The 19,881-nt window shown below is 71.5% G+C and carries 17 protein-coding genes; 4 read left to right on the top strand and 13 right to left on the bottom strand.

Features of this window, described 5'->3' with window-relative positions:
* Positions 1-146 precede the first annotated feature (146 nt).
* Positions 147-671: an ATP-binding protein gene (locus ACFYM6_RS07380; protein WP_387273171.1), complete on the top strand. Its 525-nt coding sequence runs from the start codon at positions 147-149 to the stop codon at positions 669-671.
* Here ACFYM6_RS07380 and ACFYM6_RS07375 read toward each other — a convergent pair whose 3' ends face one another.
* Entirely contained in the window at positions 672-1,748 is a 1,077-nt protein-coding gene (locus ACFYM6_RS07375; protein WP_387273169.1) for an adenosine deaminase, read from the bottom strand.
* Positions 1,749-1,793: 45 nt separating this feature from the next.
* The gene (locus ACFYM6_RS07370) at positions 1,794-2,207 is read right to left on the bottom strand and encodes a PPOX class F420-dependent oxidoreductase (RefSeq protein ID WP_387273167.1); all 414 of its coding nucleotides are present in this window, start codon (positions 2,205-2,207) and stop codon (positions 1,794-1,796) included.
* 57 nt (positions 2,208-2,264) lie between these two features.
* On the opposite strand from ACFYM6_RS07370, the gene ACFYM6_RS07365 reads away from it, so the two are divergent.
* The gene (locus ACFYM6_RS07365; RefSeq protein WP_387273164.1) at positions 2,265-2,741 is read left to right on the top strand and encodes a MarR family winged helix-turn-helix transcriptional regulator; all 477 of its coding nucleotides are present in this window, start codon (positions 2,265-2,267) and stop codon (positions 2,739-2,741) included.
* A 1-nt stretch (position 2,742) separates the two neighbouring features.
* Entirely contained in the window at positions 2,743-3,663 is a 921-nt protein-coding gene (locus tag ACFYM6_RS07360; protein WP_387273163.1) for a putative RNA methyltransferase, read from the top strand.
* Positions 3,664-3,670: 7 nt separating this feature from the next.
* On the opposite strand, the gene ACFYM6_RS07355 is transcribed toward ACFYM6_RS07360, so the two are convergent.
* The 9 genes from ACFYM6_RS07355 to ACFYM6_RS07315 all read right to left on the bottom strand — a co-directional run bounded on the left by ACFYM6_RS07355 (position 3,671) and on the right by ACFYM6_RS07315 (position 13,887).
* Entirely contained in the window at positions 3,671-4,351 is a 681-nt protein-coding gene (locus ACFYM6_RS07355; RefSeq protein WP_387273161.1) for a DUF4272 domain-containing protein, read from the bottom strand.
* Positions 4,352-4,464: 113 nt separating this feature from the next.
* Positions 4,465-5,745 carry a thymidine phosphorylase gene (locus ACFYM6_RS07350; RefSeq protein WP_387273159.1) on the bottom strand — a complete coding sequence of 427 codons (1,281 nt, stop codon included), beginning with the start codon at positions 5,743-5,745 and terminating at the stop codon, positions 4,465-4,467.
* Between the two features lie 174 nt (positions 5,746-5,919).
* Entirely contained in the window at positions 5,920-6,621 is a 702-nt protein-coding gene (locus tag ACFYM6_RS07345; RefSeq protein ID WP_073839933.1) for a cytidine deaminase, read from the bottom strand.
* A 12-nt stretch (positions 6,622-6,633) separates the two neighbouring features.
* Positions 6,634-7,914, bottom strand: coding sequence for an ABC transporter permease (locus tag ACFYM6_RS07340; RefSeq protein ID WP_073839934.1), 1,281 nt, complete (start codon positions 7,912-7,914; stop codon positions 6,634-6,636).
* A 3-nt stretch (positions 7,915-7,917) separates the two neighbouring features.
* Complete coding sequence (locus ACFYM6_RS07335; RefSeq protein WP_387273156.1) at positions 7,918-9,273, bottom strand: ABC transporter permease; 1,356 nt, start codon at positions 9,271-9,273, stop codon at positions 7,918-7,920.
* A 76-nt stretch (positions 9,274-9,349) separates the two neighbouring features.
* Complete coding sequence (locus ACFYM6_RS07330; protein WP_387273735.1) at positions 9,350-10,876, bottom strand: ABC transporter ATP-binding protein; 1,527 nt, start codon at positions 10,874-10,876, stop codon at positions 9,350-9,352.
* Positions 10,877-11,132: 256 nt separating this feature from the next.
* Positions 11,133-12,203, bottom strand: a complete 1,071-nt coding sequence (locus tag ACFYM6_RS07325) for a BMP family protein (protein ID WP_387273734.1) — start codon at positions 12,201-12,203, stop codon at positions 11,133-11,135.
* A gap of 277 nt (positions 12,204-12,480) precedes the next feature.
* Positions 12,481-12,822, bottom strand: coding sequence for a hypothetical protein (locus ACFYM6_RS07320; RefSeq protein ID WP_387273154.1), 342 nt, complete (start codon positions 12,820-12,822; stop codon positions 12,481-12,483).
* Between the two features lie 57 nt (positions 12,823-12,879).
* The gene (locus ACFYM6_RS07315) at positions 12,880-13,887 is read right to left on the bottom strand and encodes a hypothetical protein (RefSeq protein ID WP_387273152.1); all 1,008 of its coding nucleotides are present in this window, start codon (positions 13,885-13,887) and stop codon (positions 12,880-12,882) included.
* A gap of 96 nt (positions 13,888-13,983) precedes the next feature.
* On the opposite strand from ACFYM6_RS07315, the gene ACFYM6_RS07310 reads away from it, so the two are divergent.
* Positions 13,984-14,616 carry a TetR/AcrR family transcriptional regulator gene (locus tag ACFYM6_RS07310; protein ID WP_387273150.1) on the top strand — a complete coding sequence of 211 codons (633 nt, stop codon included), beginning with the start codon at positions 13,984-13,986 and terminating at the stop codon, positions 14,614-14,616.
* A 37-nt stretch (positions 14,617-14,653) separates the two neighbouring features.
* Here ACFYM6_RS07310 and ACFYM6_RS07305 read toward each other — a convergent pair whose 3' ends face one another.
* Together ACFYM6_RS07305 and ACFYM6_RS07300 are read right to left on the bottom strand one after the other, a co-directional pair.
* Positions 14,654-15,241, bottom strand: coding sequence for a hypothetical protein (locus ACFYM6_RS07305; RefSeq protein ID WP_387273148.1), 588 nt, complete (start codon positions 15,239-15,241; stop codon positions 14,654-14,656).
* Positions 15,238-19,869, bottom strand: a complete 4,632-nt coding sequence (locus ACFYM6_RS07300) for a hypothetical protein (RefSeq protein ID WP_387273146.1) — start codon at positions 19,867-19,869, stop codon at positions 15,238-15,240. Before ACFYM6_RS07300 ends, ACFYM6_RS07305 begins: the two co-directional genes overlap by 4 nt.
* Positions 19,870-19,881: the final 12 nt, after the last annotated feature.

The following is a 19,881-nucleotide window of genomic DNA, read 5'->3' as shown; positions in this document are numbered from 1 at the left end:
TGGTGTGATGAGATGTTGATGCAATTTGGCAGCAATCTGTCTGGCCGGAGTCACTGAAAGTAATGGAACACCCTCATCGCGTCATCCTCCTCGCTGGACCCTCCGGCTCCGGAAAGTCGTACATAGCCGAGCGAACCGGACTTCCTGTGCTCTGTCTTGACGACTTCTACAAGGACGGCGATGACCCTACGTTGCCGCACCGGAACGGACAGGCCGACTGGGAGTCGCCCCTGTCCTGGGACGCGGATACAGCGGTGGACACGATTGCCCGACTCGCCCGGGACGGCAAGGCCGAAGTGCCGGTTTATGCGATCGGCGCAGACCGTCGGGTGGCCACCCGGCCCTTTGATCTCGCCGGATCGCCACTTTTCGTGGCCGAAGGGATCTTCGCCGCCGAGATCGTCGATCAGTGCCGGCGCCGCGGCCTGCTCGCCGGAGCGTACGCGCTGCGCCGGCCGCGGGGGGCGACCTTCGTCCGCCGGCTCGCCCGCGACCTGTCCGAGCAGCGCAAGGCGCCCCGGGTGCTGATCCAGCGCGGGGTGGCGCTGCTCCGCGCGGAGCCTGCGGTGCTGCGCCGGCAGACCGGGCTGGGCGCCGAGGCGGCCCGGGCCGGCGAGGTGCTGCGCCGGGTGGCCGCGCTGCTCGCCGGCCACCCGCACCAACATCCGTGATCAGCCGATCAGCTTGGCGTACGCCGGCTTGATCACCTCGTCGATGATCGCCAGCCGCTCGTCGAACGGGATGAAGGCGCTCTTCATCGCGTTGATGGTGAACCACTGGAGTTCCTTCCAGCCGTAGCCGAAGGCCTCGACCAGCAGCGCCATCTCCCGGGACATCGAGGTGCCGCTCATCAACCGGTTGTCGGTGTTGACGGTCACCCGGAAGCGCAGGTCGCGCAGCAGCCCGATCGGGTGCTCGGCGATCGACGGCGCCGCCCCGGTCTGCACGTTCGACGACGGGCAGAGCTCCAGCGGGATCCGCTTGTCCCGGACGTACGCAGCCAGCCGGCCCAGCACCGGCGGCGACCCGGGGGTGATGTCGTCGACGATCCGGACGCCGTGCCCGAGCCGGTCGGCGCCGCACCACTGGATCGCCTGCCAGATCGACGGCAGCCCGAACGCCTCGCCGGCGTGGATGGTGAAGTGGAAGTTCTCCCGCTGGAGGTACTCGAAGGCGTCCAGGTGCCGGGTGGGCGGGAAGCCCGCCTCCGCACCGGCGATGTCGAAGCCGACCACCCCGGTGTCCCGGTGCCGGACGGCCAGCTCGGCGATCTCCTGGGAACGGGCGGCGTGCCGCATCGCGGTGAGCAGCGTGCCGATCCGGATCGGGGTGCCCGCCTCGGCGGCCAGCGCGCTGCCCTCGACGAAGCCGGCCACCACGGCCTCGACCACCTCGTCCAGGGTCAGGTTCCGCCCCAGGTGCTGCTCGGGGGCGAACCGGACCTCCGCGTAGACCACCCCGTCGGAGGCCAGGTCCAGCGCGCACTCGCGGGCCACCCGGCGCAGTGCGGGCGCGGTCTGCATGACCCCCACGGTGTGCGCGAAGGTCTCCAGGTATCGCTCCAGCGAGCCCGAGTTGGCCGACTCGACGAACCAGCGGCCCAGCGCCTCCGGGTCGGTGGTGGGCAGCTCGTGGCCGACCTCGGCAGCCAGCTCGACGACCGTCGCCGGCCGCAGACCGCCGTCCAGGTGATCGTGCAGCAGCGCCTTCGGGACCTTGATGATGTCCTCGTACCGGATTGCGACCATGCACAGACCCTAGTCACCGACCGCGCGGCGCGGGACGGGGCCGGCTCAGGGCCGCCAGCCGTACATTCGCTCGACGGCGAGGCGGAGCACCAGGCGGCCGTCCGCGACCATCGCGGCCCGGTAGTCCGCCCAGTCCGGGTGCTCGCCCCGGATCCGCCGGTAGACCTCCACCAGCTCGTCGACCGTGGCGTCGTCGGTCGCCGCGGCCGGCGGGGTGACGGTCACGGTTCCCTCCGCGACCGCGTACGCCCCACCGTCCGGGGTGGTGACGTGGAAGCTGGCCCTCGGATCGCGCCGCAGGTTGCGTACCTTCGCCCGGTCGCCGGTGGTGGAGCAGCGGATCAGCCCCGGCTCGGCCAGGTAGTCCACGTTCGACAGCTGGGGCCGGCCGTCCCGGCGCAGGGTCACCAGCACCCCGCGCCCCCGCTCGCCGAACAGCTCCCAGAGTTCCGTTGACATGTCATCGACCGTAGGGCGACTTCGATGACATGTCAACCAGTCGGGTAGGATCGCCGCATGGACGAACCACGCTGGCTGGACGAGCGGGAGGACCGCGCCTGGCGCGGCTACCGCCGGATGCGCCGGCTGCTCGACCTGACGCTGGCCCGCGAGCTGATGCAGGACGCGGGCCTCTCCGAGCCGGACTACGACGTCCTCTCCGACCTCTCCGAGGCGCCCGAGCAACGGCTACGGCTCAGCGAGCTCGCCGACCGCATGCTCTGGTCCCGCAGCCGGCTCTCCCACCACCTGTCCCGGATGCAGCAGCGCGGCCTGGTCACCCGCGAGGAGTGCCCCTCGGACGGTCGCGGATCGATCGTCGCGCTGACCCCGGCCGGCCGGGCCGCCATCGCGGCCGCCGCGCCGGGCCACGTCGCCGCCGTCCGCCGGCACCTGATCGACCTGCTCACCCCGGAGGAGGTCATCGCGCTCGGCGCGCTCACCCAGCGGGTGGTCGACCGCCTCGCCGGGCGTCCGGCCGTCCCGGAGGCCTGACGTGGACCATCGCATTCTCGACCGGTTGCGCTGCCCGGTCTGCGCCGAACCGCTCGCGGAGACCACCGCCGGCACCACCCGGGCGCTGCGCTGCCCGCGCCGGCACAGCTTCGACCTCGCCCGCCAGGGGTACGTCAACCTGCTCGCCGGCCGCACGCCGCACGCCGGGGACAGCGCCGAAATGGTCGCCGCCCGGGCCGACTTCCTCGCCGCCGGCCACTACGACACCGTCGCCGCCGCGCTCGCCCCAGCCGCCGCCGAGGTGGTCGACCGGGTACGCGGCACCACGGACGCGGCGACGACGCAGGACGACCGTCGCGCGGACGGCACCAGCGCGGCGGAGGCGCCGAGCCCACTCGTGGTGGACGCCGGCGCGGGGACCGGCTGGTACCTCGCGGCGGTGCTGGCGGCGCTGCCCGACGCCGTCGGCCTGGCCCTGGACGTCGCCAAGCCGGCGCTGCGCCGGGCGGCCCGCGCCCATCCGCGCGCCGCCGCGGCGCTCGCCGACACCTGGCAGCGGCTCCCGCTGGCCGACGCCTCGGCCGCCGTGCTGCTCAACGTCTTCGCGCCGCGCAACGGCCCGGAGTTCCACCGGGTGCTGGACCCGGCCGGCGCGCTGCTGGTGGTCACCCCCGCCGAGGACCACCTGGCCGAACTGGTGGCCGCGCTGGACCTGCTCCGGGTCGACCCGGTCAAGGCCGACCGGGTGGCGGGCAGCCTCGGCAGCCACTTCGTCGAGGAGTCGGCGACCGTGCACCGGGCCCGACTCGCGCTCACCCGGCCCGAGGTGGCCACCCTGGTCGGGATGGGCCCCAGCGCCTGGCACACCGACCCGTCCCGGCTCGCCGAGCGCATCGCCGCGCTGCCCGAGCCGGTGCCGGTGACCCTCGCGGTCCGCCTCGGCGGGTACCGGCCGCGCTGACCGTCTCCTACGTGGAGAGGTCGACCTCTTCCCAGCCCGGCGGCTCGTCGTGGTACGGCCCGCGCAGCACCACCGCCCACTCCAGCGCCCACCGGCGCTGCCCGATGGCGTTCGCGTCGACCAGCCCGGGCAGCGCCCGCCCGGCCTGCTCCGTCTCCAGGTACGCCCAGTCCAGGCAGTAGTGCAGGTCGAGCAGGGCGGCCGCGTCGGCCGGGTGCTGCGGGGCGGCCAGGATCCGGGCCCGCCACTGCGGGAAGGTCTCCCCCGCGACGATGTTGGGCATCCGCTCCACCAGCCGCTCGTCCACCGGCACCGTGGGATCCAGCTCCTTGGCCAGTCCGAGCACCCAGGCCAGCGAGAAGAGCGCGTCGTGGTGCAGCACGAACGAGCGGTGGTCGCCCTTGCCACCCATCACGAACTGCCACTCCGGCGGGGTCACCAGGTCAACCAGGTGCGACTCCAGCAACCAGGTCATGGCGGCCTGCGCGGGCATCCCGAAGCACCGGGCCAGGATCACGTGCAGGATCGCGATCCGGGCCTCGATCTCGGCGGTGGGGCGCAGCTCGATCTCGTCGCCTGGTTCCCACACCAGCGGGAACTGCGGCGGCGGCAGCGGCAGACCCAGCCGGGACAGCTCATCGAGGCTCGCCTCACGGACGGCCCGCGGGTCAGGGGCGGGTACGCGCACGGCTCAGGTCCCTGTCTGCTCGCATCGGCTCATCGCCGGTCGCTATCCCCCCTTGGCCAGGGAGGATAGCGGCTCGGCGGGCTCAGCACCACGGCCGGAGCCGAGCCGGACTCTCAGCCGATCCGGTCGATCACCAGCGGCGCCACGGCCGGCGCGTCCGGCGCGATGCGGACCGCCCGCTGCGCCTCGGCGAGCGCGGCCGGAATCCGCTCCGCGTGCTCGGCGCGCAGCTCGTAGAGGGGCTCGCCGACGCGTACCCGGTCGCCGGGGCGCCTGTGCAGCACCACCCCCGCCGGGATGCTCACCGGGTCCTCCTTGCGGGCCCGGCCGGCCCCGAGCCGCCAGGCGGCCACGCCGATCGCGTACGCGTCCACCTCGGCGACGTAGCCGTCCTCGGCGGCGCGGACCACCTCGACCTCGTTGGCCGTCGGCATCGGGGCGTCCGGGTCGCCGCCCTGTGCCCGGATCATCGTCCGCCAGGCGTCCATCGCCCGGCCGTCGCGCAGCGCCGCCGCCGGGTCGGCGTCCGGCAGGCCGGCCGCGTCGAGCATCTCCCGGGCCAGCGCCAGGGTCAGCTCGACCACGTCGGCCGGGCCGCCGCCAGCGAGCACCTCGACCGACTCGGTCACCTCGACCGCGTTGCCCACGGCCAAACCGAGCGGGGTGGACATGTCGGTGAGCAGGGCTACGGTTCGCACGCCGTGCGCCTTGCCCAGCTGCACCATGGTCCGGGCCAGTTCGCGGGCGTCGTCCACGTTCTTCATGAACGCGCCCGAGCCGACCTTCACGTCGAGCACCAGCGCGCCGGTCCCCTCGGCGATCTTCTTGCTCATGATCGAGCTGGCGATCAGCGGGATCGCCTCCACGGTGCCGGTGACGTCGCGCAGCGCGTACAGCTTGCGGTCGGCCGGGGCCAGCCCGTCGCCGGCCGCGCAGATCACCGCGCCGACGTCGCGGAGCTGGGCGATGAATTCGTCGTTGCTCAGCGCGGCCCGCCAGCCGGGGATCGACTCCAGCTTGTCGAGCGTGCCGCCGGTGTGGCCGAGACCCCGGCCGCTCAGCTGTGGCACCGCCGCCCCGCAGGCGGCGACGAGCGGGGTCAGCGGCAGGGTGATCTTGTCGCCGACGCCGCCGGTGGAGTGCTTGTCCACGGTCGGCCGGGCCACGGTGGAGAGGTCTAGCCGCTCGCCGCTGGCGATCATCGCGGCGGTCCACCGCGCGATCTCCGGCCCGGTCATGCCGCGCAGCAGGATCGCCATGGCCAGCGCCGACATCTGCTCGTCGGCGACCAGCCCCTTGGTGTACGCGTCGACGACCCAGTCGATCTGCCCGTCGCTCAGCACACCCCCGTCCCGCTTGCTCCGGATGACATCAACCGCCGTAAAAGCACTCACCAGAAGTTCCAATCAGTCGTTGCGAACGCATTCGGCGCACCGCGACCAGCCGGGATTGGGCCGACCGTGACCGGCGGAGGGATCAAGCCTGACCGCCCGGAGCCGGGCATGGTCGGCCCAATCCCATAAGCTCAGCCAACCCGGAGCCGGGCAGGTCGGCCCGATCCCCCCAGCTCAACCCCAGCGAACCGGGATCTCCAGGGGAGGCTCACCCTCCCCAGCCCAGAAGATCGTGCCCGACGCGTCCACCACCACCACGCGCGGCGTCCGCGCCAGCCCCCAGGTGATCGCCTCCGCGGGCTCGTCCCAGGTGGGGCCCTCCTCCAGCACGCCGGTCTCGGCGCCCTCGGTGTCCCCGGCCGACCGCTCCCAGTACGCCGTCCAGACCTGCTGCCCGGCGGAGAGGTCCGGGTGCACGAAGACCGTGCCCCGCCCCCGCCAGGCGGCCAGCCGCTCCGGCACCACCGGCACCGGCGTCTCGCCGGTCACCGCCTCCAGGTCCTCGACGCCGAACGCGTGCGGCAGCAGCTCGGTCATCCGCAGCGGGCCGCCCTTCGCCTCGATCAGGCACTCCGGGCCGCCGTTCTCCCAGAGCAGCTGCCGGCACCGGCCGCACGGCATCAGCGGCTCGCCGGTGGCGTCGACGCAGGAGAGGGCGACGATCCGGCCGCCGCCGGTGGCGTGCAGCGAGGAGACCACGCCGCACTCGGCGCAGAGAACCACGCCGTAGGCGGCGTTCTCCACGTTGCAGCCGACCACCACCCGGCCGTCGTCGACCAGGGCCGCCGCCCCGACCGGGAACTTCGAGTACGGCACGTACGCGTGCCGCATGACCTCGGTGGCGGCGGCCCGCAGCCGCTCCCAGTCGATCTCCACGTGCTACCTCCGTCAGCCCTTGATGTACGGCTTGCCGTCCGCCGCCGGCGCCCGGACCCTGCCGACCAGGCCGGCCACGGCCAGGATCGTCGCCAGGTACGGCAGCATCGCCAGGAACTGGCTGGGGATGCTGCTGCCGATCGCGCCGAGGTAGGTGGCGAGCTGGTCGGCGAAGCCGAAGAAGAGCGCCGCGAGCAGCGCGCCGGTCGGGCTCCACCGGCCGAAGATCAGCGCGGCCAGGGCGATGAAGCCCTTACCGCCGATCATGTTCTTGGTGAACGAGAAGAGCGCCAGGGTGTACGAGGCGCCACCCACGCCGGCCACCAGCCCCGCCATGATCACGTTGCGGTAGCGCAGCCGCAGCACCTTCACGCCCAGGGTATCGGCGGCGGTGGGGTGCTCGCCCACTGACCGGGTCCGCAGCCCCCACCGGGTACGGAACAGCGCGAAGTGGATGACCAGCACCAGCAGCAGCCCGAGGTAGAGGAAGATGTTGCTCCGGAACAGCGCCGGACCGATCAGCGGGATGTCCTTGAGCAGCGGGATCTCCCAGGTGCCGAACCGGGGGGCGCTGTTGTACTTGGTCGCGTCGGTCTGCATCAGCCGCTCGTAGAGGAAGCCGGTGATGCCGACCGCGAGCAGGTTGAGCACGATGCCCATGACCACCTGGTCGACCAGGTAGCGGATGGCGAACACGGCGAGCAGCAGGGAGATGAACGCGCCGCCGATCGCGGCGGCCACCAGACCGACCCAGACGCTGCCGGAGATGCTGCCGAAGAGCGCGCCGGAGAATGCGCCCATCAGCAGCTGGCCCTCGATCGCCACGTTGACCACGCCGGACCGCTCGCAGAGCACGCCGGCCAGCGCGCCGAAGATCAGCGGCAGCGCCAGGACGAAGGTGTTACGAACGACGTTGACCAGCGGCATGAAGTTGCTCCCCGCGGGCGCCGCGGAGACCTGCCAGCAGAGGAAGCTGAGCACGAAACCGACCAGCCCGACGCCGAGCAGCAGGGTGAACCAGCGCTTCGGCACCCCGGCCAGCAGCGCGGCGCCGGCCGCGGCGGCGATCAGCCCGAACAGGATCGCCCCGACCGTGCCGTTGATCTCCAGCGCCGCGCCGCCCTCGGTCTCGCTGAGCGTGAACCGGGCCTGCTGATCGGTGGCGAGCGCGCCGAAGAGCACCGCCGCGAGCAGACCCAGCGCCAGCACCACCGCGCCGGTCTTGCGGGTACGCGTCCAGAAACCCTCGTCGACCGCGGTGACGGCGACCTCGGGGACAGCCATGGTGGACATGCCTCACCAGCCCTTCGCGAGGCTCGTCTGCAGCCGGGCCGCGCGGGCCGCCCGGAGCTGGAAGATCGCCTTCACCAGGGCCGGCGCGGCGATGAAGATGACGATGAGCGCCTGGAGCACCGTGACCAGCTCCAGCGAGATCCCGGAGTACGACTGCATCCGGTTGCCGCCGGCCTGGAGCGCGCCGAAGAGCAGCGCGGCCATCAGCACACCCCACGGCTTCACCCGGCCCAGCAGCGCGACCAGGATGCCGTCGAAGCCGATCTGGGCGACCACCTGCGGGGTGAGCGCGTCCGCGGTAGAACCGAGCACCATGTTCGAGCCGCCGAGCCCGGCCAGCACGCCGGCGATCACCATGACCAGCACGAACGTCTTGGTGACGCTGATCCCGGCGGTGCGGGCGGCGTCCGGGTTGGCGCCGACCGCGCGCAGCTCGAAGCCGAGCGTCGAGCGGTTCAGCAGCCAGGCCACGAACCAGGTGGCCAGCACCGCGAGCAGGATGCCCGCGTGCACCCGCAGGTTGTCGCCGAGCAGCCGGGGCAGCTGGGCGGAGGTCTCGACCGGCTTGCTGATCGCGTCGGCCCGCCGCGGGTTCTGCACCCCGTTCTGGATGATGATCCAGGACAGGAAGTAGACCGCGACGTAGTTGAGCATGATCGTGTTGATCACCTCGTGGGCCCCGGTCCGCGCCTTGAGGATGCCCGGGATGAAGCCCCAGATCGCGCCGCCGGCCGCGCCGGCGATCAGCGCCACGAGCAGGTGCACCCCCGGCGGCAGCGGCAGCGCGAAGCCGGCCGCCGCAGCCAGGATGACGCCGATGGTCGCCTGTCCCTGGGCGCCGATGTTGAACAGGCCGCCCCGGAAGGCGAGCGCCACCGACAGGCCGGTGAAGACCAGGGGCGCGGTGTAGGTGAGCGTCTCCGAGATCGGGCTCAGCGCGGCGGTGAAGCCGGACGCCTCCGGGTCGAAGATCGCGCCCTTGAACAGGTTCGCGTACGCCTCGCTGACCACGGTCCAGCTGGAGTTGATCGCGTCCGAGGGCCGGGCGGTGATGTAGCCGTAGGTGGCCAGCACCGCCGGGTCGGAGACGATGATCAGCACCGCGCCGACCAGCATCGCCAGCAGCACCGCGAGCACCGTCACGGTGACCGTGTTCGCCGCCCAGAGGTTGTCCAGGAACAGCCGGCCCAGCGAGGGGCGGGGCTCGGCCGGGGGCTCCTTGGTGGCGGTGGCGGCCACCGCACGCTCGGAGTCGCCCGCGGGCGCGGTCGGGTTCGCCCGTGCCTCGCTCCGCGCCTCCTGCGCCTCGGTCGCCGGCTCCTTGTCCGGGGAGCCCGACACCGGGTTCGGGTTGCTCATGCCGCCACCTCGCTGCGCTCGGCGCCGGCATGAGGCACCACCGCGCTGTACTGATGATTCGCTCGCTGGCGCTCGCTCATGCCTCGTCCTCATTACCAGGGCCCTCGGGGGCCGGGGCGCCGGGCGTACCGGGCGTGCCGCCGGTCGTGGCGGCGGTGTCCGGGGTGATGCCCGCCATCAGCAGGCCGATCTCCTCGCGCGGGGTGTCCGGGCTGACGACGCCGATGATCCGGCCGCGGTACATCACCGCGATCCGGTCGGCCAGCCCGATCACCTCGTCCAGCTCGCTGGAGACCACCATGACGGCGGTGCCGATGTCCCGCTCGCGGATCACCCGGCTGTGGATGAACTCGATCGAGCCGACGTCCACGCCCCGGGTCGGCTGCGCGGCGATGAAGAGCTTCAGCGGCCGGGACAGCTCCCGGGCCACGATCACCTTCTGCTGGTTGCCGCCGGAGAGCGTGCCCACCGGCGCGTCCGCCGAGGAGGTACGGACGTCGAACTGCTCGATCCGCTCCTTGGCCGACTGCGCGATGGCGTCCGGCTTGAGCGACAGGCCCTTGCCGAAGGGCGGCCGGTCGTAGATGTCCAGCACCAGGTTCTCCGCGACGGAGAACTCCTTGACCAGGCCGTCGACGCTGCGGTCCTCCGGCACGTACCCGACACCGGCGCGGAGCACCTTCTTGGTCGGCCAGCCGTGCACGGCCTCGCCGTCCAGGGTCACCGTGCCGGCGAGCACCGGCCGCAGGCCCATGACGGCCTCGATCAGCTCGGTCTGGCCGTTGCCCTGCACGCCCGCGATGCCGAGCACCTCACCGGCGTGCACGGTCAGGTCCACGCCGTCGACCGCGCGTACCTGCCGGTCGTCGTCCACCACCAGGCCGGCGACCTCGAGGATCGGCTTGCCCGGGGTGGCCGGCTTCTTGTCGACGGTCAGCCGGACGCTGCGGCCCACCATCAGCGCGGCCAGCTCGTCCCGGCTGGCGCTCGGCGAGGCCGTGCCCACGGTCTTCCCGCGGCGGATCACCGTGATCCGGTCCGCGATCGCCTTGACCTCGCCCAGCTTGTGGGTGATGAAGACGATCGACTTGCCGGCGGCCTTGAGCGACCGCATGACCGCGAGCAGTTCCTCGGTCTCCTGCGGGGTGAGCACCGCGGTCGGCTCGTCGAGGATCAGCAGGTCGACCTCGCGGGTGAGGGCCTTGACGATCTCCACCCGCTGCTGGATGCCGACCGGCAGGTCCTCGATCACCGCGTCCGGGTCGACCCGCAGGTTGTACCGCTCGGAGACCTCGGCGACCTCGCGCCGTGCCCGCCGCCGGTCCAGGAAGCCGGTGAAGCCGCCCTTGACCTGCTCGGCGCCGAGCATGACGTTCTCCGCCACGGTGAAGACCGGCACCAGCATGAAGTGCTGGTGCACCATGCCGATGCCGGCGGCGATGGCGTCCGACGGGCCCTTCAGCTTCAGCGGCCGGCCGTCGACCAGGATCTCGCCCTCGTCGGGCTGGTAGAGCCCGTAGAGCACGTTCATCAGGGTCGACTTGCCGGCGCCGTTCTCGCCGAGCAGGGCGTGGATCTCTCCAGGCTCCACCGTCAGGTCGATGTGGTCGTTGGCGACCAGATCACCGAACCGTTTGGTGATGCCGCGCAGTTCGAGTCTCAGCGCAACCTCCTGGAGTGCGAGCGATGGTGCAGCGTAGCCGCTGCCGCGCCGGCCGCCTGGCCGGGCCGGGGATGGTGCGGACCGGCCGCCCCGGCGGGCGCGGGAGATGTCCCCACGTGCGCCGAGGCGGCCGGATCGTCATGCGTGGTGCCCGCCGGCCTCCGCGGCCGATGATCCGCGGCGGCCGGCGAACGGGTCACTTGGTCGGCTGAGCCTTCGAGGTGACCGTGATGGTGCCGGCGGCGATGTCCGCCTTGATCTTGTCGACCTCGGCCTTCAGGTCCGCCGGGACCTTGCTGTCGAAGTCGTGGAACGGGGCGATCGACACGCCGTTGTTGGCCAGGGTGCCGACGAAGCCCGGCGTGGCCTGGAGCTTCTCGCCACCGGCGGCCTTGAGCACGGCGTCCTTGACGGCGTCCTGGATGTTCTTGACGACCGTGGTCACCAGCGCCGGGCAGTTCGGGGTGCTCTTGCAGCCGTCGGTGTCGACCCAGATGACCGAGTACTTGCCACCGGAGGCCTGGGCCGCGGCGGTGGTGCCGAGGCCGGCGCCGCCGGCGACCGGCATGATGATGTCCGCGCCCTGGGCGACCAGCGCGTCGGAGACCTTCTTACCCTCGTCCTGCTTGGTGAAGTCGTTGGTGAAGGAGCCCTTCTGGGTCGCCTTGTCCCAACCGAGCACCTGGACGTTCTTGCTCTTGGTCTTGTTGAAGTACGCGACGCCGTCGGCGAAACCGTCCATGAAGATGGTCACCGGCGGGATCGGCAGACCGCCGTAGGCGCCGACCTTGCCGGTCTTGCTCATGCCGGCCGCGAGGTAGCCGGCCTGGAAGGCGGCCTGCGCGGTGTCGAACTGCATCGGGTAGACGTTGGCCACACCCGGGTTCGAGTCGACGATGCCGAACTGCTGGTTCGGGTTCGCGGTCGCGGCCTTCTTGGTGGCGTCGGCCATCAGGCCACCGACGGCCAGGATGAAGTCGCACTTCTGGTTGACGAACCCGGTCAGGTTGACCTCGTAGTCCGCCTCGGCCTTCGACGCGACGTACTTGATGTCGATGTTGTCGTTGGCCTTCTTGGCCTCCTGGAGACCCGCCCAGGCGGAGGTGTTGAACGACTTGTCGTCGATGCCACCGACGTCCGTCACCATGCAGGCGCTGTACTTCTTGGCACCGCTACCGGCGCCGTTGTTGTCCTTGGGGGCCTCACCACACGCGGCGGCGCCCAGCACGAGGCCACCCGCCACGAAGGCGGAGGCGACGATCCGCATCCCACGCACAGAGCGCAAGACGTCTCCTTCCCATTGCACACCGCGTTGTGCGCGGTGGCAGCCCTTTCGCCGGCCTGCGGTGTGCCCGCCGGCGTCCCACGTTACGGACGGGAGCGTACGCCCGCGCCCACCCACCGGCCGACAATCGTGCACGACTGTTGGGCGTCCGTTACCCCTACGTAACCGTTGGGTGGGGCAGATCACTTCCCGTGCCGACGGACCTCCGGAGAGGCGTCACGAAGGTCCGTTTTCCGGTGGCGTTCACACTGCTGACGGGCTACCGCCAGAAGACCGCCACTGCCGCGTTGACCAGCGTCAACCCGATGATGGCGAGGAAGTGACCGCGGTTGACCGACGCCCGCTTCCGGGAGAAGAAGACCATGACGAAGATCAGCAGCGCGAGCACCAACTTGGTAACAAGTTTGGCGGGCGCCGGCTCGTGCCCGTCGCGCAGCGGGGCGGACAGACCGATTCCGGTCAGCACCTGGATCACCGAGCCCCAGAGCATGGCCGCGTTGATCCGCAGCCGGCCGCTGACGTACTGGGCGATCGAGCCGCCGAGCAGCATCGCGAACCCGATCAGATGGACGTAGAGAAGTACCAGCCGAAGAGCTTCCACGCCGACCATCCTGCCCCAGCAACGACGGCTTGTAGTAGTCGGCTCCGGCAGCTGCCGTCATACCGTGACCTTGGCCGGCCGCACTCCCGGCGCCGCGCTGCGCCCGTCGGCTCCGGCCCGCCGCCGACTGACCAGGACCAGACCGATACCGACCACCGCGTACCCGGCCAGCACGGCGAGGGGCCGGGTGCCGCCCGCGCCGTCGAAGAAAGCCGCCGCGCGCAGCAGCGTGCCGCCGGCTCCGACCGGCAGGTACTGCCCGAAAGCTCCCCACGGCTGGGGTAGCAGCTCCGGCGCCGCGCTGACCGCGGAGAGCGGGTTCCCGACCAGGAAGACCAGCAGCGCGCCGAGCCCGATGCCGGGGCCGCCCAGCGCCGCCCCGAGTCCGGCCACGGTGCCGGCCGTGGCCAGCGCGAACAGCCCGATCGCGCCCGCCTCGCGCCACAGGTCCCCATCCAGGATGCCGAGCCAGCCGTGCAGCACCGCCACCCCGGCCAGGCCGGCGAGGACGGCGTAGGACACCAGCCCCAGCAGCCGGGCGCCCCGGCGGGTCACCAGGAAGATCAGCAGTGCGCCGGCCAGCATGCTGGTCAGCGCGAACGGCAGGAACCCGGCGGCGAACCCGGCGCCGTGCGGGTCGTCCGGGTCGGCCGGGACGACCTGCTCCACCGGCACCGGCCGGCCGCCGGAGAGCTGCGCGGCGGCCTCGGTGAGCAGCGCGGCCACCGTCGGGCTCGCCGCGGGGGCGGTGTGCAGCGCGATCCCGTCCGGACCGGCGACGAAGGCGGCGTACACCTCGCGGTCGCGGAGCGCCCGGTCGGCCGCCGCCGCGTCCGGCAGCGTGATCACCTCGAACGCGCCGGGCCGGGCGGTGGCCAGCCGGGCGGCGAGTTCGGTGGTCGCGGGCGCCGGCCCGGCGACGGCGACCGGCAGGTCACGGGGGGCGAGATGCGCCGCCGGAGCGGCGAAGAGCGGTACGAGCAGCGCCTGGGCCGCCACCGCGAGGGCGGCCAGCAGGACGGCGAACAGCCAGGGCGAGCGGACCCGGGACGGGTGAACGGACATCTCCGCCTCCTAAAACGAACGTTCATTCTCTTAAGTTGAGGATGCGCCTCGGTCGACCTCCGGTCAAGAACGAACGTTCGCTTTACACTGTCGGTCGTGCCACGCGTATCGGACGAACACCTCGCGGCCCGCCGCCAGCAGATCCTCGACGCGGCCCGGAGGTGCTTCCTGCGCGACGGCTTCCACAACACCTCGATGCAGGACGTGATCCGTGAGGCCGGGCTCTCGGTCGGCGCGGTCTACCGCTACTTCCCCAGCAAGTACGACCTGGTCACCGCGATCGCCCAGTCCGTGATCGGCGGGGCGGACCAGGTCTTCGCCGAGCTGGCCCGCCACGAGCCGCCGCTGCCGCTGACCGAGGCGCTGGCCCGGGCCCTCACCTACGTCGACTCCCAGACCGGCCCGGACGGCGTGCTGCGGCTGGCCGTCCAGGTCTGGAGCGAGGCGCAGCGGGACCCGGCGCTGGCCGACTTCGTCCGGGCGACGTACCGCGGTTTCCGGAACCATTTCGTAGCGATCGCCCGGCGGGCGCGCGAGACCGGCGAACTGCCGGCGGACGCCGACCCGGAGGCGGCCGGGGCGGCCCTGTTCGGCCTGATCCCCGGCTACTTCATGCAGCGCATCCTGACCGGCTCCCCGGACCGGGCGACGTTCCTGGCCGGGTTCCGGGCCCTGCTTGGAGAAAGCGCCCTGATTGGGGAGAGGGGAGAGCCCCGCCGCGACGCGTAGCGCCGGCAGGGGCTCCCCTCTCACCCGTCTGCCCAGGTCAGCCCGGCGCGGCCGTCGCCACCGTGCCCACCGCGACCCGAGCGTGCGCCTCGGCCGGCATCGGCTGCCGCACCTCGACCTGGACGTCGTACTCCCCGGCCATCGGGACCTGCCCCACCGCCTGGTAGACGCCCGGCCGGCCGCCCACCTCCGCCATGATGATCGGCCCCTTCCGGTGGGACCTCGGCATGGCGATCATGTCGAGGTACGCCATCACCTGCCCCTTCGTGATCGGGTTGTACGACCCCGGCGCGCTCACCGTCGCCTCAATGTGCACCTGGAGATCGCCCAGGTTGCGGGCGCTCACTCCGACGTTCGCCCTGGGCTGGGCGGTCGCGGCGGACGGCGCGGGGCCGCCCACCGGCCGCCCGCCGCCCGCTCGGCCGGTGGCCGAGGGGTCCGGCCGGGTGACCACGAACGCGGTCACCCCGAGCACCAGCGCGAACGTGGTCCCCAGGCAGAACCCCAGCAGCAGGCCCTGCCGGTAGGACGAGGGGCTATCCCGCCGGCGCGGCCGGGCCGCCCCGCGCCGGCGGGCCGGTCGCCCGAGCATCTCGTCCGGGAGCCGGAGCCGGGGGCCTTTCACCCGTCCCGCCTCCGCCCGGACCTGCCGCTGCCGCGGCCCGGCAACGACCACACCTGGTCGGCCTTTCCGGCCCCGGCCTGCCCGACGGCGCCGACCGGATGGTCGGGCAGCTGGATCAGCCCGGGCTGGACGCTGCCGTGCACCCGGAAGAGCCCCCACTGGCCGCCGGTCAGGTGCCGGGCCAGGTTGTTGGAGCGGTACAGGTAGTCACCCGGCACCGCCCGCCGGCCGCCGGCACCGCCGGTCACCGCCGGGTCGAGGTGGACGTTGTAGACCACCCCGGGGTTGAACTGCCCCTGCGTCGCCGCGATCTGGGACTGCGGGTCGCCCGGCGTGCGCCGCCACGTGTGGCCGTGCAGCGCGAAGCTGGTCGACCGCGGATCGCCCACCGCCTGGGCCACGCGGAAGACCGTCTTGTCCCCCGCGTACGCCTGGAACAGCGGGGTGGCCGGGTCGCCGTGGACGGTGGAGCTGAAGATGTTGGTGATGTTCTGGTTGTTGGCGTACCGCGGGGCCCACGGCTCGTTGCGGTAGTTGACCGAGAACTCTCCCTGGTCCTCGGGGTCGTCGGCGACCCGGCTGGGGTTCCGGGTCAGGTCGAAGTTGTCCGGCACCGGGGTGCCGTCTGCCTTGAACAGCGCCAGGTCGCTGTTGAGCAGGACGATGTTCTCCCGGAAGTCCGGCTGGGTCGGGTGGGTGATGACCGCCTGGGTGCCGCTGGTCAGCGGCGCCCCGGTGGCCGGGTCGAGGTACGACGAGCCCGCCGGCTCGATGGCGAGCGCGCCGTACAGGCCGTGGTGCAGGTGGTTCTGCACGTCGGCGCGGTCCTGGAGCAGCGCCAGCCCGGTCACCGTCGGCGGGATGTACCACCGGTAGAGAATCTGGCCGCCCGGGGCGACGGTGCCGTCCCGCGCGGTGGTGCCCCACGTCGAGACGCGGCCGATCACGTTCGCCCCCAGTGATTTCGCCGTGTGGGTGACCAGCGTCGGGCGCATGGAGACCCGCGCGCTGACCGGGAACGGCTGGAAGCCCGGCACGTTGGCCTCGTTCTTCGGCGGCTGGTCGATACAGGCCGGGTAGCTCAGCTCTCCCGGCTTGAAGCCGAGTTGGCCCGGCTCGATGGCCTCGTGGCAGTGCGGCTTCATCTTCGCCGGGTCGAGCCGGTTCTTCAGGGTCACCTCGACGCAGTCGCCCGCGTTGGCCCGGATCACCAGTGGTTCGTTCTTTACCGTGCCGTTGGCCCAGTCCTGCTCGAGGGCGTACATCAGGCCGTTGGGGTCGTGGTCCCCGCTGGTGTTGTACGGGATGTCCTTGTTGATGGCGACGATGCTGAACTGCTTCTTCGGCGGGTCCGGCAGCGGGTTGCCGTTGTCGTCCGTCAGCAGACAGGGGTTTCCCGGGTCGGCGGGATCGTTTCCCTCCGGGAACTCGCACCGCCCGAGGCCGGGCCAGGGATTGTCCGGCAGGTAGGTCAGGTAATCCGGAGCCTCGGCGGCCACGTCGTTGCAGGACCTGACCTCGAAGATTCCCCAGGCGCCGAGGAACCAGTCGTCCGCCCCGCCGTAGTGGTACTGGTAGTACCGGCTCATCCCCTGGTACTCCCCGCCACCGTGGGCGATATCCGGCCGGACCCGCAGGTCGATGTACTCCAGCATGCCGATGTGCTGGCCCTGGACGACCTCGGATTCCGGGTCGTTCGGCTCGAACTTCCAGGAGAAGCCGTCCAGGTTGAAGCCGTGCGACTCCTCCTGCGACAGCTGGAAAAGTTTGACCTTGACCCGGTCGTTGTCGTACGCCATGAAGTACGGGGTGTACGGCAGGCCGTGTGTCCCGGAGTCGAACAGTTCGGATGGGTCGGCCCCGCGTCTGCCCTCGAACGGTTCGAGCCGGTAGTTGACGCCCATCACACCCTGGTCGTCGATGCTGGACGGGAACTTCGCCGGGAAGATCGGCACCCCGTCGGGCGTGACGAACTGATCGTCGTTGCTGGTGTTCGGGTTCGGCGGTTGGAACATCGGCACGCGGTCCTCGATGAAGAGGGACACGTTGCGGTAGTCCTCGCCGTCGGTCTGCTTCCCCCGGTAGTCGGTGGTGGATTCGCAGACCACGTTGACGAACGTGCCGATCTGCACCGGCGCTGCGGTCCGCGCGTCCTGGAACGTGCACCCGGCGGGGTGGATGGTCGCGCCGCCGAACAGGCCGTTGTCCTGGTGGACGTTGGCGAAGAAGTGGTCGTGGAAGCTGTTGGTGGCGGTGTCCTCGTGGACGAAGTCCCGGTAGGTGATCGTCTGGCCGAAGTCGGCGCCCTGGTCGTAGTTCCAGCCGTTCGCCGCGCCGTCGGAGGAGAGCACGTCGAACTGCACCATGTGCTGGTGCAGGCCGACCTCGTTGGTCTCCTGGGCCCGGTCGAAGACGTTTCCGCCGAACTGCACGGGTAGTCGGTTGGTCAGCTTGTAGACCACACAGTCACCGACGTTGAGCAGCGGGGCGAACGGCTCCGGTTTCTGGCCGCCTTCGATCGCCGCGCGTTGGGACTCCAGGACGTACACCCGGCTCTGCGGATTTCGCCAGTTCAGCTCCGGGTTGTACTGCTGGTTGATCTGGATGGCGGAGACGTCGAACGTCTTGGTGGGTCGACCCGTCGGGCACGGATCCTGGAAGAACCCGCCGGCCTTCTGGGCGCCCGGGTCGGCCGCCGCCTTTTCCAGGTCGGTCGGCGGGAAGACCCCGGTCGTGGAGCGCTCCGGCACGCCCAGCGGCGGCTTGGGCGCCTTGAAGCCGAACTTCCCGGGGACGAACAGCGGGAAGCCGGGGGCGGTGGCCGTCGGGCTCGGCGGCGCGTTCACCCCGGGGGTCTCGGTCTGGTAGTCGAAGTCCGGCAGCGGGTAGAGCCCCGGGATCGGCGTGCCGTCCGGGTTGTGCCGGCTGCCGTCCTCCCGCTTGTCGAGGGTGCGGTTCAGCGCCCACATGCCCGTGGCGAAGTGGCCGTAGAGGTGGCAGTGGAAGATGATGTCGCCGAAGGTCGCCTTCTTGTCCAGGTGGGCGGAGCCCGCCCCACCCTGAGCGATCAGGCTGTAGTGGGACCCGGGCGACACGGCCTGCACGTCGAGGATGTTGGTCTTCTCCGTACGGTGGTGCGGGTTACTGATCGCCGCCAGCCCGCCCTCGTCCTTCGGGTCGAACGGCCAGCGGTTGACGTGCCAGTGGAACGTGTGGGTCTCGAACTCGGCCGGGTGCAGCAGCCGGATCTGCATCGGCTCGCCGCGGTAGTTGGCGAAGACCAGGTCGCCGCCGCCCGGGTCGCCGTACGCCCAGGAGGACAGGGCCGTCTCCTCGCCGATGCAGTGCGCGGCGTCGTAGCCCTGGCCGGCCCGGGTGGCTGCGGGGCAGCCGACCTCCTCCCGGTTGAAGCCCGGCTCGGCCCGGTAGTTGAACGCGAACCACTCCAGCTTCACCGGGATCTCGCCCTGCACCAGGGCGTCCGCGTCTCCGCCGCCGAGGCCGGGCAGGGTACCCTCGGTCAGCTTCTCCAGTTGGGCCGCGCTCGGCGCGACGCACTCGTTGCCGCCCTGCTCGCCACCGGACTCGGTACGGCAGAACCGGGTTAGGATGCCGGGCTCGGCCTCCACCTCGTCGTGCATGAAGACGACGTGCTCGCGGAAATCCGGTGCGTCGGGCTGCTTGATCACGGCCCGGGTACCGGATGCGAGCGGCTCGCCGGTGCGGGCGTCCACCCAGGTGGCGCCGGGCGGTTCGACGACGATCGCGCCGAACGCCCCGAACGAGTGCGAGCCGATGAACCGCACCTTGCCGTTGGCGTCCACCGGTCGGGTCTGCTGGGACGAGAAGTCCGCCCCGTCCTTGAACTGGAACTCCCCCTCGGTCTGTGCGAAGAGCCGGTACGTCACGGTCTGCCCGGGCGCCGCCGTGGAGTCCGGGTTGTTGCCGACGACCGTGCCGTCGGAGCCGGTGACGTCGTAGTCGAGCCCGTCGACGTGCATCGAGGCGTTCGGCGCGGCGCTCGGGTCGAAGTCGTTGTCCGGCGTGGTGGCGGCCGGCGCGAACTCCCGGGGGTTCGGCGTCACGGTGCCGGGCGCGCTAAGCACCTCGCCCGGCAAGGTGAAGATCGAGTTGTTCCGGGTGTATGAGGGCGCCGCCTCGTTGAGCCGGTTGGTGAACCGGACCTCCACACAGTCGCCCTGGTTGACCCGCAGGGTCAGCGGTTCGATCAGGTCCGTCTCCCCCGCCTTGGCGGGGTTGGCGGCCTGCATGAACGACGACCGGACCGCGGAGATGTCGCCGTCCAGTACGTACATCCGCCCCTCTGGCACCACATCCCCGAACCGGTTCAGGAAGATCGGGATGTTGATCAGCGAGACGTCGAACCGCTTCGGGGTCTGCCCGCTGGCGCAGGGATTCCCGGGGTCGACCACGGCGACCGTCTGCGCCGCGGTGGCCTGGCTGACCGTCCACATGCTCCCCGCTGCGAGGGCCAGCCAGAGGCCGGTCCCCACGACGAACAACGCCTGGCGGAATCGGGAGCCGCGTCGTCGCGCCCGGACGATCAGCAACGCGAGGACGGCCAGGACGATAGCGAGTTGAGACAGGTCTGCGATGGGTGCAGCCATAAGGTCTCCATC

Source organism: Micromonospora sp. NPDC006431 (assembly GCF_042870725.1).
Taxonomy (GTDB): Bacteria; Actinomycetota; Actinomycetes; order Mycobacteriales; family Micromonosporaceae; genus Micromonospora.
This window is presented reverse-complemented; position numbering and strand designations above follow the sequence as displayed.